Annotated in this window: 14 protein-coding genes; 6 read left to right on the forward strand and 8 right to left on the reverse strand. The window is 70.6% G+C overall.

Going from position 1 to position 16,512, the window contains the following annotated elements; all coding sequences use genetic code 11:
* Positions 1-117: 117 nt before the first annotated feature.
* Positions 118-2,805, reverse strand: coding sequence for a bifunctional acetate--CoA ligase family protein/GNAT family N-acetyltransferase (locus NMB41_RS14400; protein WP_494378499.1), 2,688 nt, complete (start codon positions 2,803-2,805; stop codon positions 118-120).
* Positions 2,806-3,001: 196 nt separating this feature from the next.
* On the opposite strand from NMB41_RS14400, the gene NMB41_RS14405 reads away from it, so the two are divergent.
* Genes NMB41_RS14405 through NMB41_RS14420 form a run of 4 tightly spaced genes read left to right on the forward strand, consistent with a single transcriptional unit; the run spans position 3,002 to position 7,927 of the window.
* Positions 3,002-3,838: a universal stress protein gene (locus tag NMB41_RS14405; RefSeq protein ID WP_494378500.1), complete on the forward strand. Its 837-nt coding sequence runs from the start codon at positions 3,002-3,004 to the stop codon at positions 3,836-3,838.
* Positions 3,839-3,866: 28 nt separating this feature from the next.
* Positions 3,867-4,922 carry an NAD(P)-dependent alcohol dehydrogenase gene (locus NMB41_RS14410; RefSeq protein WP_494378501.1) on the forward strand — a complete coding sequence of 352 codons (1,056 nt, stop codon included), beginning with the start codon at positions 3,867-3,869 and terminating at the stop codon, positions 4,920-4,922.
* A gap of 33 nt (positions 4,923-4,955) precedes the next feature.
* Complete coding sequence (locus tag NMB41_RS14415; protein ID WP_494378502.1) at positions 4,956-5,393, forward strand: universal stress protein; 438 nt, start codon at positions 4,956-4,958, stop codon at positions 5,391-5,393.
* Positions 5,390-7,927: a cation-translocating P-type ATPase gene (locus NMB41_RS14420; RefSeq protein ID WP_494378503.1), complete on the forward strand. Its 2,538-nt coding sequence runs from the start codon at positions 5,390-5,392 to the stop codon at positions 7,925-7,927. The genes NMB41_RS14415 and NMB41_RS14420 overlap by 4 nt, the downstream gene beginning before the upstream one ends.
* A 33-nt stretch (positions 7,928-7,960) precedes the next feature.
* On the opposite strand, the gene NMB41_RS14425 is transcribed toward NMB41_RS14420, so the two are convergent.
* Genes NMB41_RS14425 through NMB41_RS14455 form a run of 7 tightly spaced genes read right to left on the reverse strand, consistent with a single transcriptional unit; the run spans position 7,961 to position 14,261 of the window.
* Positions 7,961-9,373, reverse strand: a complete 1,413-nt coding sequence (locus NMB41_RS14425; protein WP_494378504.1) for a sensor histidine kinase — start codon at positions 9,371-9,373, stop codon at positions 7,961-7,963.
* The gene (locus NMB41_RS14430) at positions 9,370-10,035 is read right to left on the reverse strand and encodes a response regulator (RefSeq protein ID WP_494378505.1); all 666 of its coding nucleotides are present in this window, start codon (positions 10,033-10,035) and stop codon (positions 9,370-9,372) included. Before NMB41_RS14430 ends, NMB41_RS14425 begins: the two co-directional genes overlap by 4 nt.
* A 25-nt stretch (positions 10,036-10,060) precedes the next feature.
* Complete coding sequence (locus NMB41_RS14435) at positions 10,061-10,711, reverse strand: tetratricopeptide repeat protein (RefSeq protein WP_494378506.1); 651 nt, start codon at positions 10,709-10,711, stop codon at positions 10,061-10,063.
* Positions 10,712-10,740: 29 nt separating this feature from the next.
* Positions 10,741-11,523, reverse strand: a complete 783-nt coding sequence (locus tag NMB41_RS14440; RefSeq protein WP_494378507.1) for an SDR family oxidoreductase — start codon at positions 11,521-11,523, stop codon at positions 10,741-10,743.
* Positions 11,520-12,194, reverse strand: coding sequence for an iron-containing redox enzyme family protein (locus tag NMB41_RS14445; protein WP_494378508.1), 675 nt, complete (start codon positions 12,192-12,194; stop codon positions 11,520-11,522). Before NMB41_RS14445 ends, NMB41_RS14440 begins: the two co-directional genes overlap by 4 nt.
* On the reverse strand, positions 12,191-13,657 hold the full coding sequence (locus tag NMB41_RS14450) for an AMP-binding protein (RefSeq protein ID WP_494378509.1): 1,467 nt from the start codon (positions 13,655-13,657) through the stop codon (positions 12,191-12,193). Before NMB41_RS14450 ends, NMB41_RS14445 begins: the two co-directional genes overlap by 4 nt.
* On the reverse strand, positions 13,608-14,261 hold the full coding sequence (locus tag NMB41_RS14455; protein ID WP_494378510.1) for a thermostable hemolysin: 654 nt from the start codon (positions 14,259-14,261) through the stop codon (positions 13,608-13,610). Before NMB41_RS14455 ends, NMB41_RS14450 begins: the two co-directional genes overlap by 50 nt.
* Positions 14,262-14,487: 226 nt before the next feature.
* Here NMB41_RS14455 and NMB41_RS14460 point away from each other — a divergent pair, with 226 nt between their 5' ends.
* Both NMB41_RS14460 and NMB41_RS14465 read left to right on the forward strand, forming a co-directional pair.
* Positions 14,488-15,315: a universal stress protein gene (locus tag NMB41_RS14460; protein WP_494378511.1), complete on the forward strand. Its 828-nt coding sequence runs from the start codon at positions 14,488-14,490 to the stop codon at positions 15,313-15,315.
* A 3-nt stretch (positions 15,316-15,318) separates the two neighbouring features.
* Positions 15,319-16,467: a GGDEF domain-containing protein gene (locus tag NMB41_RS14465; RefSeq protein WP_494378512.1), complete on the forward strand. Its 1,149-nt coding sequence runs from the start codon at positions 15,319-15,321 to the stop codon at positions 16,465-16,467.
* Positions 16,468-16,512 lie beyond the last annotated feature (45 nt).

The raw sequence follows: 16,512 nt of genomic DNA on the forward strand, positions 1-16,512 counted from the left end.
CGCAGTATCGCAGCGCATCTCATTTTCGCCTCGCCGCCCCTCGCACACGAAGGGCGCCGGACGGCTCAAGTTCCAGGTCATCTCCCCACGCCAGCCGACGCCTGTTCCCGTTCGAATTCACGCACTGGACGGCGGGTTGAGCACAAGGCGCATTTCGACCATGCCGTCGCCGCCGGCGCGCAGGTCGAACCCGAGCCGGCGTGCCAGCGCGTGCATGCCGGTATTCTCGGCGAGCGCCACGCCGACCATCGACACCAGCGCGCGCGCCTTGCCGTACCCGATCAGCGCCTTCATCAGGAGCATGCCCAAGCCCTGCCCCTTGAGGTCGGACCTGACCGCGATTGCAAATTCGCCGACCGTATTGTCCGGATCGATCACGACGCGGGCCACGCCCAGGGTCTCGCCTTCTCCGCCCGACGTCGGCCGGGTCAGGATGAAGGCCATTTCGCGCGCATAGTCGATCTGGGTGAAGCGCGCAAGTTGCGCGGGCGTGAGTTCCCGCTGGCTGCCGAACAGGCGGAAATGCACGTCTTCGGGACTGAGGGCATGGAAGAACGCCTGATGCGCCGCGCCGTCCTCGGGCCGGATCGGGCGCAGGGTCAGCGTGCCAATGCCGGACTCGACCTGGCGCTCGAGCTCGTCCGGATACGGCAGGATCGCCATGCGCGCCAGCGGATCGGCGGCAAGCGCGCGCGGCGCCAGGCGCATGCGTGCATCGAGCGCCATGACGCCGGTGCTGTCGACCAGCAGCGGATTGATGTCGAGCTCGCACAGCTCGGGCAGGTCGGCCGCCATCTGGCCGATCCGGACCAGGACGTCCGCCAGCGCATCGAGGTCGGCCGGCGGATGGTCGCGAAAGCCGGCCAGCAGGCGCGCGACGCGGGTGCGCACTATCATGTCCCTGGCCAGTACCCGGTTCAGCGGCGGCAGGCCGACGCTGCGGTCGGCCGCCACTTCGACCGCCACGCCGCCCTGGCCGAACAGCACCACGGGACCAAATACGGGGTCGGTGCCGAGCCCCGCGATCACCTCGATCGCATGCGGACGGCGCGCCATCGCCTGTACCGCGAAGCCGGCCAGGCGCGCGCCCGGGCGCAGCGCCAGCACGCGAACGCGCATCGCCCGCAGCGCCTGGCGCAGCGCCGGCTCGCCATCGAGGTCGAGCGCCACGCCGCCTACATCCGACTTGTGCGATATGTCGGGCGACACGATCTTGAGCGCGACCGGGTAGCCGATGCGTCCGGCCGCCTGCACGGCGCCTTCCTCGTCGAGCGCCGTCGCGGTCTGGACCTGGGGAATGGCGTAGGCGGCCAGCAGCGCGCGCACATCTTCTTCCGGCAGCACCGTGCTGGCCTGCGCCACCAGCCGTGCCACCAGCCCACGCGCCTGCGCGCGCAGCGGCGGCGCCAGGCGTACCGCGCTCGGCGCCTCGGTCAGGAGCGCCTGGTTGCGGCGGTAGTCGATCAGCTGCAGCAGGGCGTGTACGCCCTCTTCCGGCGTATCGAACAGCGGCAGGCCCGCCTCGACGCACAGGTTGCGTGCCGGCGCCACGCTGGCGCCTCCCATCCAGCAGCACAGCACGGGTTTCCCGGCCTGGCGCAGCAGGGGCAGCAGGGTGCGCGCGATCTCGGCCGCCGGCACGATTGCCGTGGGCGCGTGGATCAGCAAGACGGCGTCGACGTCTTCGCTCTCCAGCAAGGCTTGCAGCGAGTGCAGGTAACGCGCGGCTGGAGCGTCGCCGACGATGTCGACCGGATTGCCACGCGACCAGTTGGCCGGCAGGTCCGCATCCAGGCGCGTTAGCGTGGCCCTACCCAGCCGGGCCAGCGTGCCGCCCGACGCGACCAGCGCATCGGTCGCCATCACGCCCGGGCCGCCGCCGTTGGTCAGGATCGCCAGCCGGCCCGCATTCGGGCGCAGCGGGCGCGCCAGGATCGCCACCGCGTCGAACAATTCGGCGGTCGTCAACACCCGCAGCATGCCCGCACGCCGGATCGCGGCGTCGTAGACCAGGTCGGCGCCCGCCAGCGCACCGGTGTGGCTGAAGGCCGCGTGCGCCGCCTCGCGCGTGCGGCCGGCCTTGACGATGACGGTCGGCTTGGCGCGCGCGGCGCTGCGTGCGGCGGACAGGAACTTGCGCGCCTGGCGCAGGCTTTCGGCATACAGCAGGATGGCGTCGGTGTGCGGGTCGCCGGCCAGGTAGTCGAGCAGGTCGCCGAAATCGACGTCGGTGCCGTCGCCCAGCGAAACGAAGCAGGAAAAGCCGATGCGGCGTTCGCGCGCCCAGTCGAGCACGGCGGTGACGAGGGCGCCCGACTGGGCCACGAAGGCAAGCCGCCCCGGCAGCGCCGAGGTCGGCGCGAAGCTGGCGTTCAGGCCGATGCCTGGCACCAGCAGGCCGACGCAGTTCGGTCCCAGGATGCGCAGCAGGTGGGGCCGGGCCGCGTCCAGCATGGCCTGGCGCAGGCTGCCGCCGCCGGGCGCGGGCGCGTCCAGGCCGGCGCTGAGGACGACGGCGGCGCGGCAGCCCAAGGCGCCGAGCCGGGCAATGATGCCTGGCACGGTGGCGGCCGGCGTGCAGATCACCGCCAGGCCCGGCGGCCCGGGCAGCGCAGACACGTCCCGGTACACCGGCGTGGCGCCGAGCTGCGCGTATTTCGGGTTGACCGGCCAGATCTCGCCCCGGTAGTCGCCGGCGGCAAGGTTGGCGTAGACGGTCGCGCCGACGCTTCCCGCCCGCGCCGAGGCGCCAATCACGGCCACCGAACGCGGTGTGAAGAAATGCTCCAGGTAACGCACGCTCATCGTGTTTCCTCCACGGGCAAACCGCACCAGTCTGGACGTCACGTCCAGGGATTTCCATGATGCACATCAAGAATCCGGACTCGTCTGCCGGCTTCGGACGGATTTGATCTAAATCAAATACACGACAAAACGCAGCGGGGAGACTCGATCACATGTATCCGGCACGGGCGCCGGATCAGCGCCGCCGGAGACCCTCATGGACTACAAGACCATCCTCGTTCACGCCGACCTGTCGCGGCATGCGCACGCACGCGTCGAGCTCGCCGCATCCCTGGCCGCCCAGCATGGCGCGCACCTGGTCGGCGCGGCAATGACCGGGGTATCGCGCTTTGTCGTGCCGCCCGAGCGCGTATTCACGCCGGGCAGCCTCGAGGACGGTTATTTCAAGCCGTTGGACGAAGCCGCCAACCGCGCACTCGACAATTTCGCACGCGTTGCGGCCAGCCACGCCACGGCGATCGAAAAGCAGCTGGTGCGCGACCAGTCAGACGACGGCCTGGTCGGCCTGGCGCGGTTTGCCGACCTGGTGGTGCTGAGCCAGGACGATCCGGATGAAGCCCTGGGCCGATATCCGACCCGCCTGCCCGAGTACGTGATCCTCAACACGGCGCGGCCGGTATTGGTCGTGCCGCTGGCCGGCTGGCGCCGTGTGCGGCTGGACAAGGTCTTGCTGGCCTGGGACGGCAGCAAGGAAGCGGCCTTCGCAATCAGCGCTTCGATGCCCTTGCTCCAGCATGCCAGGTCGGTGTCGGTCGCCAGTTTTCGCCATGACCACCCTGCCCGCGCCGAGCATCAGGCCGAGATCGCCTGCCTGATGCGCTACCTGGACCAGCACGGCGTGCACGCCGGGTTCGAAGCGCGCGACGCGGTGCTCGACTCGGGGCGGGCGTTGCTGCAACTGGCGGACGAGCTCGGGTCCGACCTGCTGGTGATGGGCTGCTACGGCCACAGCCAGTTCCACGAACTGATCCTCGGCGGCGCCAGCAGGACGGTGCTGGCAAACGCCACCATTCCGGTCCTGATGGCGCATTGAGCGCGCCGTCCACTTTTGGGAGAATCACATGAGCATGATGAACGCAGCCGTCTTCACCGGCCCGGGGCGCATCGTCCTCGGCCGCAAGCCGAAACCGGTCGCCGGTCCCGGCGAGGCCGTGATCAAGGTGACGATGACCACCATCTGCGGCACCGACGTCCACATCCTGAAAGGAGAATACCCGGTCGAGCAGGGCCTGACGATCGGCCACGAGCCGGTCGGCGTGATCGACCAGCTGGGCGCCGGCGTGACCGGCTACACGCCCGGGCAGCGCGTCATCGTGGGCGCCATCACGCCCTGCGGCCAGTGCCACACCTGCCTCGACGGCCATACTTCGCAATGCGGCGGCCATGCCATCGGCGGCTGGCGCTTCGGCAATACCATCGACGGCTGCCAGGCCGAATACGTCAAGGTGCCGCACGCAATGGCCAACCTGGCCTTGATTCCCGACGGCCTGAGCGACGAACAGGTGCTGATGTGCCCCGACATCATGAGCACCGGATTCGGGGGCGCCGAGAACGGCGCGATCCGCCTCGGCGACACCGTGGCCGTGTTCGCCCAGGGCCCGATCGGGCTGTGCGCCACGGCCGGCGCCAGGCTGCGCGGGGCGAGCCGCATCATCGTCGTCGACGGCGTGCCGGAGCGGCTCGAGATGGCGCGCCGCCTCGGCGCCGACCACACCATCAACTTCCACGAGGCCGACCCGGTCGAGCAGATCATGCGCCTGACCAAGGGCGCCGGCGCCGACGTCAGCATCGAGGCGCTCGGCACCCAGCAGACCTTCGAGAGCTGCCTGCGCGCGCTCAAGCCGGGTGGAACCCTGTCGAGCCTGGGCGTGTACTCCGGCAAGCTGGGCCTGCCGGTGGACGCCTTCGCCGCCGGCCTGGGCGACCACCGCATCGTCACCACCCTGTGCCCGGGGGGCAAGGAGCGCATGCGGCGCCTGATGAATGTCGTCGCGTCGCGCCGCGTCGACCTCAGTCCCTTGGTGACCCACCGCTTCCGCCTCGAGGAAATCGAACTGGCCTACGAGCTGTTCGCCAACCAGCGCGACGGCGTGCTGAAGGTCGCGATCACGCCCTGATCCGCGCCCGTTCCATCTTTCCAGGAGCTCCTCATGTACAAGTGCATCCTTCTCCCCACCGACGGTTCGGAGCTGTCGGAACGGGCGGTGCTGGCCGGTATCGACCTGGCCCGCGAGAGCGGCGCATCCGTGATCGGCCTGCACGTCACCCCGCACTACCACGTGTTGACCACCCGCACCGACATGCTTGCGGAGACGCGGGAACAGTTCGCCGAACAGAGCGGGCACCAGGCCCGGCGCATCCTCGACAGCGTGGCCGAGGAGGCCAGCGCCGTTGGCGTGCGCTGCAGCACCGAGCATGCCGTCTCGGACGACCCCTACGAGGCCATCATCGAGGCCGCACGCCGCAACGTCTGCGACCTGATCGTCATGGCCGCCCACGGCCGGCGCGGCCTCAAGGGACTGCTGCTGGGCAGCGAAACCCAGAAGGTGCTGGTCCACAGCAGCATACCCGTGCTGGTGTTCCGTTGACCGAGCGGGAGCAGGACGCTGCCGGCCTCGGCCTTACCAGTGCCGAAGCGGCGCGCCGCCTGGCCGAGCTTGGGCCGAACCAGTTGCCGGAGGCGCAGAAGCGGCGCTGGCGCAGCATCGCCGCCGAGATGGCGCGCGAGCCGATGTTCCTGCTGGTCGCGGGCGCGGCCGGGCTCTACCTGGCCCTGGGCGAGACGCGCGAGGGCCTGTTCCTGGTGCTGATGGTGCTGGCAATGCTCGGCATCACCCTGTACCAGCAGGGCCGCACCGAGACCGCGCTGCAGGCGCTGCGCGACCTGAGCACCCCCAGCGCCATGGTGCTGCGCGACGGCCGTTTCCAGCGCCTGCCGGCAAGCAGCCTGGTGCCGGGCGACGTGATCGAACTGGGCGAAGGCGACCGGGTCCCCGCCGACGCCTGGCTGCTCGACGCCGCCGCCGTGGCGGCCGACGAATCCCTGCTCACCGGCGAATCGGTGCCGGTCGCGAAATGCGCCGCCGGCGCCGAGCCGCCCCCGGCCGCGCCCGGCGGCGAGGACCAGCCCTGGGTCTATTCGGGCACCCTGGTCGTGCAGGGCCACGCGCTGGCCCAGGTAAGCCGCACCGGGGCCCACAGCGAAATCGGGCGTATCGGCAGCGCGCTGGGCAGCATCGCGCCGCCGCCCGGCCGCCTGCAGCGCGAGACCGGGCGCCTGGCGCGCCTGCTGGCGGTGCTGGGCGTCTTCGTCAGCCTGCTGCTGGTCGTGCTGCTGCGGCTGCGCGGGACCGACTGGCTGCCCGCGCTGCTGGCCGGGGTGGCGCTGTCGATGTCGGCGCTGCCGGAAGAATTCCCGGTCATCCTGACCGTGTTTCCCGCGCTCGGCGCCTGGCGCCTGGCGCGCCTGCAGATCCTCACGCGGCGCCTGGCGGCGATCGAAATCCTCGGCTCGACCTCGGTGCTGTGCGTCGACAAGACCGGCACCCTGACAGAGAACCGGATGGCGCTGCACACGCTTTGGCGCGACGGCGCGGCGCTCGAGCCGGGCGACGGCGCCGGCCTGTCCGCCGCCTACCGCGAACTGCTCGCAGGCGCCGTGCGCGCCAGCCGCCCCCATGCGACCGACCCGATGGAAGTGGCCTTCGAACGGGCCGCCAAACGCTGGCTTCCGGAAGCGGCCGCGCTGCCGGCGCCCACCCTGCTGCGCGAATACGCGCTGGTCGCCGGGCGGCCCATGCTGGCGCAGGTCTGGTCCGAACCCGGCGGCGGAGCCAGCGTCGCCGTCAAGGGCGCGCCGGAAGCGGTACTGGCCCTGTGCCGCCTGGAGGCAGCAGCCAGGCGCGCGGCGCTGGAAGCGGCAGCGGCCATGGCCGGCGCCGGCCTGCGCGTGCTGGCCGTCGCGCGCGGCGCGGCCGATGCCGCCAGGCTGCCGGACGGCCCGGACGGCTTCGTCCTCGAGCTGCTCGGCCTGGCCGCGCTGGCCGACCCGCTGCGCGCGGACATCGCCGCGGCCGTGGCCGACTGCCGCGGCGCCGGCATGCGCGTCGTCATGATCACCGGCGACCATCCGGCCACGGCCCGGGCGATCGCGCGCGAGGCGGGCCTGGACGGCGACGCGGTGCTCACCGGGGCCGACATCGCCGCGCTGGACGACGTCGCCCTGGCCGCGCAACTGCGCGGCGCGAACGTCTGCGCCCGCATCGTCCCGCAGCAAAAGCTGCGCATCGTGCAGGCGCTCCAGCACCTGGGGGAGGTGGTAGCGATGACCGGCGACGGCGTCAACGACGCGCCGGCCCTGCGCGCGGCCGACGTCGGCGTGGCGATGGGGCTGCGCGGCACCGACGTCGCGCGCGAAGCGGCCGAGATCACCCTGCTCGACGACCGTTTCGCCTCGCTGGTCCAGGCGGTGCGCGCCGGGCGCCGCATCTACAGCAACATGCGCAAGTCGATGGCCTATGTGATGGCGATCCACGTGCCGATTGCCGGCATGGCCCTGCTGCCGGTGCTGTTCGGCTGGCCGGTGCTGCTGTTCCCGATGCACATCGTCTTCCTCGAACTGGTGATCGATCCGGCCTGTTCGCTGGCCTTCGAGAGCGAACCGGACGAGCCGGGCCTGATGCGACGCCCGCCGCGTGCGCGCGACGAGCCGCTGTTCGGGCGCGCGACCATGGTCAAGGCACTGGTGCAAGGCGGCTGGTTGCTGCTGCTCACCGTCGCCGCCTATGGTGTCGCGCTGGGCGCGCTGCCCGAAGCCGAGGCGCGGGCCTTCGGCTTCGCCACCATGGTGCTGGGCAACCTCGGCCTGCTGCTGGTCAACCGCCAGCAGGGATTGGCGGACGCGCTGCGCGCCGCCAATCCCCTGTTCTGGGGGATCGCGGGCGTGGCCTGCGGCCTGCTGTTGCTTGCGCTCTACCTGCCGGCGGCGGCGGACCTGTTCCGCTTCGCGCCGCCGCCGCCAGCCTGGCTTGCAGGCGCGGCCGCGCTGACCGCGGTGATGCTGGCCGGGGTACAGCTGGCATCCGGGGCAGTGCGGCGCCTGGCGCGGCCTTCCGCCGCCTGAACGGCCGCACCGGTTCAGGCACTCGCGGCGGGGCTAAGCTGGCCCCGGCGTGGCGGGCACGAAAGCCGCCAGCGTCACCTCGGCCACCGTGCCCTGCCCATCGGCCTTCGGGTGCAGGCGCACTGAGGCCCCGTGCTGGTCGACGATCTCCTTGACGATGGCCAGCCCCAGGCCATGCCCGCCCGGCGCCGCGCCGGCGGGCCGGTAATACGGCGTGAACAGCTTCTCGCGTTCGTGCGCGGCGATCGGCACGCCGTCGTTGGCCACGCTGAGCACCACCTGGCCGCCCCGGCGCGCCAGGCGTACCTGGATCTCCCCGGCGGGCGCGCCATGGACCGAGGCATTTTCGATCAGGTTCTGCAGCAGGCGCCGCAGTTGCGAGGGCTCGCCCCAGACTTCGCAATCCTCGGGCGCCTCGAGGCCGACGGCCTGGCCCCGGCGCGAGAGCAGCGGCTCGATCGTCCCGATCACGTCGCAGCAGACGGCGTTCAGGGACAGGCGCTCCATGCGGTAGTCGTCGCTGCGGGCGCTGATGCGTCCCAGCGCCAGGAGTTGCTCGGCGAGCTTGCTGGTGCGCCGCGCGCCGGCCAGCGCCGAGGCCAGCGCCGCATCGCGCTCGGCGTCCGACTGCGAGCGCAGCGCATTCTCGACATGCAGCTGGAGCGCCGCGATCGGGGTGCGGATCTCGTGCGCAGCGGCATTGATGAAACGCTGCTCGCGTTCGAAAGCGGCCTTGATCCGGCCCAGCAGGTGGTTCAGCTCGCGGATGATCGGCTCGAGCTCGAAGGGCGTCTCGGGCAGTTCGATCGGTTCCAGCGAATCGGGCTTGCGCGCTGCGACGCGGCTCGCCAGTTCCGACAGCGGACGCAGGCTGCGCAGCAGCACGACGTTCACGGCGCCCAGCAGAAGCAAGCCGCCGGCGACCAGCGGCGCCAGGATCGACATCCCGATGTAGTCGGCCAGCTCCTCGCGCACCTCGTCCTTTTCGGCCGTGATGACCCAGATGCGGCCCGACTTCAGGGCAAACACCTGCCACAGCGTGGTGCCGATCGGGTGTTCGCTGAAACCCGCGCGCAGGGGAGCCAGCGCCGCGTCGGGGGCGGACGCCGAGCGTGCCAGCAGCACGCCGTCGTCGCGCCAGACCTGGAAGGCCACCTTGGTCTCGTAGCGGTGGCCGAAGGTCTCGGCTTCGTCCTCGGCGGCGGTCTCGAGCTCGCGCGGCAGGGTGATCACGACCGGACGGGTGAGCGTGGCCGTCGCCAGCTGCTGCGCCATCAGGGCTTCGAGCACGCGCGCCGAGGTGGCCAGGCGCGCGCTGAACAGCTCTTCCGATTCGTGGCGCGCCACCATGTGCGAGGCCAGCCCAATGCCGGTGAAGATCAGCAGCATGCAGACCAGGGTGGCGACCACCAGGCGCCGGCGGCCCGAATAAGTGACCGTGCTCATGCGGCCAGGTCGCCGAGCCGGTAGCCTACCCCGCGGATGGTCTTGATCACCTCGGCGCCGAGCTTCTTGCGCAGGTGGTGCACGTGGACGTCGATGGTATTGCTTTCGGCGCCCTCGCCCCAGCCGTAAAGCGACTCCTCCAGCTGCGCGCGGTTGAACACGCGCTGCGGGTTTTCCGCCATCTGCTTGAGCAGCATGAATTCGAGCCGCTGCAGTTCGACCGCCTCGCCGCGCCAGGTCGCGCCCTGGCTGTCGAGGTCGAGTACCAGCGTGCCGAGCTCGATCCGGTTCACCGGACGCCCGCCGCGGCGCCGTGTCAGCACGCGCAGGCGCGCCAGCAATTCGTCGAGCTCGAAGGGTTTCACCAGGTAGTCGTCCGCCCCCAGGTCGAGGCCGTCGATGCGGTCGCGGATCGCGTCGCGCGCCGACAGGATCAGGATCGGGATCCCGTCGCCGGCGGCGCGCACGGCCTTGAGCACCTCGGTACCGTCCATGGTCGGCAAGCCCAGGTCGAGCACCGCCAGTTCGAACGCATTGTCGCGCAGCGCAGCCAGCGCCGCGCCGCCGTCGCTCACATGTTCGACCGTGTAATGGGCGCGCCGCAGCGCGACTTGCAGTCCGCTGGCCAGCAAAGCATCGTCTTCGATCAGCAATAGTCTCAAGTGGTGTGCCTCCACCCGGAGCTTATCATTTCCGGCCCGCCGCGATCTTTTCGAGCAACTGGGCGATTTCAGCGCGGCGGCCGTCGTCGGCCAGCTTGCGCCCGGCGCGCGGGGCGGCCTGCAAGGCCTTGCGCAGGTAGCGCTCGGCATTGACGGCGTCACCCTTCCTCAGCAGGTAGTCGCCGTAGAAGAAGTTCGAGTCGATCCCGTCCGGATTGACCGCCAGGCCCTTCCTGAGGTATTCCTCGGCCCTGGCGTCGTTGCCGAAGCCGATGGGCCAGCCCGGCACCTGGTAGTACAGGGAACCCAGGCTGGTGTAGGCTGACCCGGCCAGGGCGCCCGGTTCGATCGACAGCGCACGCTCGAGCGTCGCCTTGGCGTTCTTGACGTATTTCAGCGCGCCGATGCCGCCCTTGGCGCCGGCATAGGTCGATTCGATGATCCCGTACCAGATCAGGGTGTCGGCATTGCCGGGATTGCGCTGCGCGGCCTGCTCGGCCTCGCCGAGAAGACGCTCGAACTGCGCCTCCTGGGCAGCGGGCGGCACCTCGTATTTGATGTGCGCCCAGCTTTGCTGCAGGCGTGCCACGTCGTCAGTGGGCGCGGCCAGTGCCGGGCCGGCGGCCAGCACCAGGCTGGCCGCCAGCGCGGCCAGGAAGCGAACGATCATACTCATGGGGGTCTCCTCGATTAAATGAAACAGCTTCAGCGCGGCAGGTGCTTGCGAATCTGCACCAGCTGCTTGCGGATGGCGTTGTCGGGCAGTCCCGGCAACAGCTTGTTGAGCAGCACGAAAAAGCGCTCCTTGGCACCGACCGTGTGCTGCCCCGCCCTGCCCGCCAGAAAGCGCATGAAGGCTTCGGCGACGGCCTCGGGCGTGTCCTCCGCCGTTTTGAGTTCGCGGTTCATGGCGTCGACCGCGGCGTTGTTGATCGCCGTGCGCGTGGCGCGCGGGGAAAAATGGCGCACGTCGACGCAGGTGTCGGCCAGCTCGCGCCGCAGCGACTGCGAAAATCCGGCCAGGCCGGCCTTGGCCGCGCCGTAGGCGGCAAACCCGGGAAAACCGAGCGCGCCGAACACGGAACCGATGTTGACCACTTGCGCGCTTGGGGCCAGGCCCAGCTGCGGCAGCAAGGCACGCGTGAGCAGCATGGGCGCCACCAGGTTGGTGTCGATCAGCCTGCGGATCGCTTGCGGGTCCTGGGTCTCGAAGGCGTGAAAGCCGCTCACGCCGGCATTGTTGACCAGCAGGTTGACGCCGCCCCGCTGCGCCGCGGCCGCGACCGCCGCCACGGTGGCGTCCTCGCACAGGTCGCCGCAGACGAGCTCGATTCGAGCGCCGTGCAGCTGGGCCGCCAGCGCTTCAAGCGGCGCGCGCTGGCGCCCGACCAGGATCAGCAGCTCGGCCTCGGGCGCCAGGCGGCGTGCGATGGCCGCCCCGATGCCGCCGCCGGCACCGGTCAACACGGCGCGGTAACGGCCGCTCATGCCGCTTCCCCGAAGAGCTGGTCGCCGCGCGGCAGGGTGCGGAACACGTTGCCGTACAGGCCGTACATCATGCGCGCCATGTGGATTACCGCCTGCTTGTCGCCCTCGTCGTCGAGCCGGTTCATCAGGCCCTCGAAGAAGGCGACGTGGTCGAGGTCGAGGCTGCCGTGCGAGCTGAGATAGGTGAACGCTTCCGGCGGCAGCGCCAGCGCCGAGCGCATGGTGTCGGCCGCATGGGTCGCGAGCGCCGTGCTGGTGCCTTCCAGCACATGCACCATGCCGAAGAAGCCGACCGGGTTGCCGCGGTCGACCTGGTGGTAGGCGTAGGCCACCATCAGCTCGGTGTTCGGGTGCGGCCGCGCATGGCGCACGCTCTCGGAGTCGCCGCCGCAGGCCTTGATGTCGGACAGGATCCATTCCTGGTGTCCGACTTCTTCTTCGATGTATTCCGCGATCGCCTCGCGCAGCCACTCGCGGCTGCCGTCGAGACGGCTGCCGCAGGCCATCAGGAGCGGCACGGTGTGCCTGACATGGTGATAGGCCTGGCTCAGGAAGGCGATGTACTGGGAAGTGACGACCTTGCCCTGCAGCGCGTCCTGGATGACCGGGATCGAAAACAATTCCTGGCGCTGGGCTTCGGTCGCGCTCTGCAACTCGTTAAAAAAATTCATTGATTGGTTTCCTGTTGGTCGAAAAGGGAGGCGATCCCGGCCGCATGCTCGGCCTGGATCTGGACGCGCTTCGGGCGTCCGTTGGCGGTGGCCAGGCCGTTGGCCGGGGTGAAGGGTGCGACCGGCAGCCAGCGCCGGATCTGCGCGTAGTCGGGCAGACCGGCGTTGGCGCGATCGACCGCGCCCTGCAGCGTGGCCGCGTCGAGGCCAGCACGGGCCGGGACGATCAGGGCCGCCAGGTAGGCTTGCGCCTCGCCCACCACCAGCGCTTGCGCGATGTATCCGGTGCCGGTCAGCGCCGCCTCGGGCCACTCGGGCGAGACGTTGCGCCCGTAGCCGGTGATCAGGATGTCCTTCTTGCGCCCGCTGACGAACAGGAAGCCGTCCGGATCGAGGTGGCCGAGGTCGCCCGTGGCGAGCCAGCCGTCGCCGTCGGGTGCCTGGCCCAGGTAGCGCGCCACCGTGTTGCCGACCAAAATTTCGCCATCCGGGGCGATGCGCACCGCGCGGTTGGCCAGCGGCCGGCCGACGCTGCCGGCGCGCTCGGCGCCGGGCAGGTTCAAGGCCACCACCGAAGCGCATTCCGACAGGCCATAGCCTTCGAAGACGGGCAGGCCGCGCGCCCTGGCCGCGTCCAGCAGGGCCGGGGCGGTCTTGCCGCCGCCGACGGCCACGAAGCGCAGGCTGCGCAGGCGTGCATCGTTCGGCGCGGCCGCGGCGACCAGCGCCTGCAGCATCTGCGGCACCAGGATGATGCTGTGCGGGGCGTAGCGCGCAATCGCCTCCATGCATACCTGCGGGTCGAAGCCGCTGGCCCCGGAGAGGCCCGTCTCGGCCAGCGGCGGGCAGATCGTCTCCGCCCCGCTCAGCAGGGCCGTATAGGGTCCGGCAATGTTTTCCAGCAAAATCGCGAAAGGCAGCAGGCACAGGTGGCGTTCCAGACGCAGCGGCGCCAGGGCGTCGCGCAGGGCGCCGGCCAGTTCCCATTGCTGGGCACTGCTGAGGCAGACCCCTTTCGGCGCCGAGGTGGTGCCCGAGGTGAAGGTGATTTTCTGGACGTCCGCGAGCGGGTCGGCGGGCGCCGCCTGCGCGCTCTGGTACAGGCCGAGCGAGCCGCCGCAGTCGAGCGCGCCGTCGAAGCCGAGCGAGCGGGCCTGGTGCGGGTCGGCGCAGAAGATCGCCTGCGCCCCGCTCTCGCGCATCACGTGCAGCCACTGCTCGGGCGTGAAGAACAGCGGCAACGGCACCAGGGTCAGGCCCAGCGCCTGGGTCGCCAGGTCGGCCACGAGCCACTCGGGGTCGTTGTCGGCGAGGATGGCGACGGCGCCGTCCGGGACGCGGCGCGCGCGCAGGGCGGCCTTGACGGCCTCGACGCGCTGCGCCAGGGCGGCTCGGCCGAGTTCGCGCTGGCCGTTACTCAGCAATACGGTGTTGTCGGGCAAAGAGTCGAGCAAGTTGTTCATGTCCATATCGGATATCGCCAAACATCACTTGTGGCTGGGTGTCGTAATAGGAGCCCCAGTGCCGTCCGCCGCCGGGCAGGCGGGCGGGATCGGCCGGGGCCAGGAGTTGCGGCCGCAGGCGTAGCCGGCCAAAGGAGTTGAGCAGGCTGGCAGTGGCCGTGAAGGCAACCACGTGCAAGCCCATCTCGTACAGGAAATGCGTGGTACGGATGATCAGTTCGCGCGCCGCGCCGGCGTGGTCGGCGGCCAGGTTGCCGACCTCGACGATCTGGGCGCGGTTTACAGGCCTTCCCAGCCGCGCGCCGATTTCCACCTCGAGCGGCGCATCGAGGTAATGCTCGAGGAACAGCGGCGCGTCCTCGGCCAGCGAGTAGCCGAGCGCAGCGCTCCAGGCGCCGTCGTCGCCGCGGCAGCCAACCAGGGTGTCGCAGAAATGGCTGATCCGGGCGCCGTAGGTCTTCAGGAAGGCGTCCGCGATGAAGGCCTCGATCGCGGCACGTTCGGGGTCGTTGGGGCCGACGTGTTCGAGGAGGCCGCCGCAAGCGCGCACCGGCGGCTGCGGGCGTGCTGCGATTGGCTGGGCGGTGGCGAGGTGGTGCGGCATGGGCTGTGCAATAAGGGAATCGACGAGCACAGCCTAGCGGCGCAAGATTAACTCCAGATTAACCGCGCTGATTCCCCTGAACGAACACAGCCGTTGTGTTTTGATCTGCATCAAGGACCGGAACCGCCCGGCGCAGGATCCTTAAGCCAATCGCAAGGCCAACCGCGCAAGCAGACAGTCCCCGCCTGCACGCGCCCCCTGCGTTTTCCCGCCCACCGGAGCCCCTATGCGCTACAACACCATCCTGGTGCACGTCGACGACACCCCGCAGGCCTCGATGACGATCGCGCTGGCCGCGCGGCTTGCGCTTGCGTTCGACGCCCACCTGCTCGGCCTGGCGACAAGCGGCGTGTCGCGCTACTTCTACCGCGACGCCGGCGCCGACCTCGCGCGCACGGTCCTTGCGCCTTACATGGACGAGCGCCTGCGCGCGGCCGAGGCCCTGCTCGATCGCTTCGAGGCACTTGCCGCAGGCGCCGGGGTACGCTCCTTCGAGCGCCGCCTGATCGACGACGAAACCGGGGCCGCCCTGGCGCTGGCCACGCGCTACGCAGACCTGGTCGTCCTCGGCCAGCCCGACCCGGATCGCCCCGCCCCGCCCGGCGCCGCCGGCCTGCCGGCCAGCATGCTCTTCGAGGGCGCCCATCCGGTGCTGATCGTGCCGTACATCCAGGCCGACGCCGTGGCCGGACGGCGCATCCTGGTGGCCTGGAACGGCAGCACGCAGGCGGCGCGCGCCGTCAGCGCCGCCCTGCCCCTGCTGCGCGCCGCCGACGCCGTCGTCGTCGCCATCGTCGGTTCGCCCGCCCAACCAGCGCAGCCGGACGACGAACTGCTGGCCTGGCTGGCGCGCCACGACGTGGATGCGGAACTGGTCGCCGATACAACGACCCTCGATGCCGGCGACTGCCTGCTGTCGCTGGCGGCCGACCGCGGCAGCGACCTGCTGGTCATGGGCGGCTACGGGCACGCGCGCCTGCGCGAGCTGCTGCTGGGGGGCGCCACGCGCACGGTCCTGCAGGCGATGACGATCCCCGTGCTGATGGCGCACTGAGCCGTGAAACCCCTCGCAGCGGGAGCGCGCTCGATGGCCGTCTCCTGGCGCGAACGGCTGCTGCCGCTGGCAGCCCGGCAGCGGCTCGCGCCCGGGGACGAGGCGGCCTTCGGCAAGGAAGTCGACGGCGGCATCGAGCAGCTGCTGCCGGTATTCGGTCCGGCCTTCGGCATCTTCGTGGTGCTGTTCGGCGCCTGGGACGCCTGGATCGATCCCGTCCACGCCGGCACCACGTTCAAGCTGCGCGCGGCTCTGGTGCTGGCCGGGGCGCTCGGCTACGCCCGCAACCGGCTCGGCTGGAGCGTACCGGCACGGTTGGCCTTCGTCTACGCCACCCATGTCGGAGCGATGACGATCGCCGCCGCCCTGCTCGACGGGGGCCTGATGCTGGCCTTGCCGGGCATCGCGGGGGCGATGTTTCCATTGGCCCTGATCGAGCCGCGCCTGCGGCGCTGCGGCGCCGTCATGCTCGCTCCGACCTTGCTGCTCGCCGCACTCGCCGCCTGGTCGCTGCCGCCGAAGCTCTTCCTCAACAGCCTGTTCCTGTACGCTCTGTCGCTGCTGCTGGGCGCCACCGTGGCGCTGACCCAGGGCCGCCTGCGGCGTGCCGCCTTCCTGGCTGAGCAGTCCCTGCGCTACGAGTTCCGCCACGACAGCCTGAGCGGCGCCCTGTCGCGTTCCTACCTGACCGAGACGGCCATGCGCGACCTGGCCCTGGCACGGCGCCATGGCCACCCGCTGGCCGTGGCGATGCTCGACATCGACCATTTCAAGGCCATCAACGATCGCTACGGACACGACGTGGGTGACGCGGCGATCCGGGCGCTGGGCGCCACCTGCGGCCGTGCCCTGCGCGGCAGCGACTACCTGGGCCGGGTCGGCGGCGAAGAATTCGTGTGCGTCATGCCGGAGACGGACGCCGCCGAGGCCTTGGCCTGCGCAGAACGCATCCGCGCACTGGTCGAGGCCATGCGTGTCCCGGCCGAAGGCGGGCCGGTGCACTTCACGGTCAGCCTCGGCGTGAGCGTGCTCGATGCGGGCCATGCGGACTGGGACGCGCTGCTGCGCGACGCGGACCAGGCCCTGTACCGGGCCAAGTCGGGCGGGCGCAACCGCGTGGTGCTGGCAGAGCGGCAGGCCGCACCTGGTTAAAGAAATTTTTTGAATATTTGATCTGCATCAGGCGTCCGGCTGACA

The organism is Massilia sp. FBCC-B171, assembly GCF_059134155.1.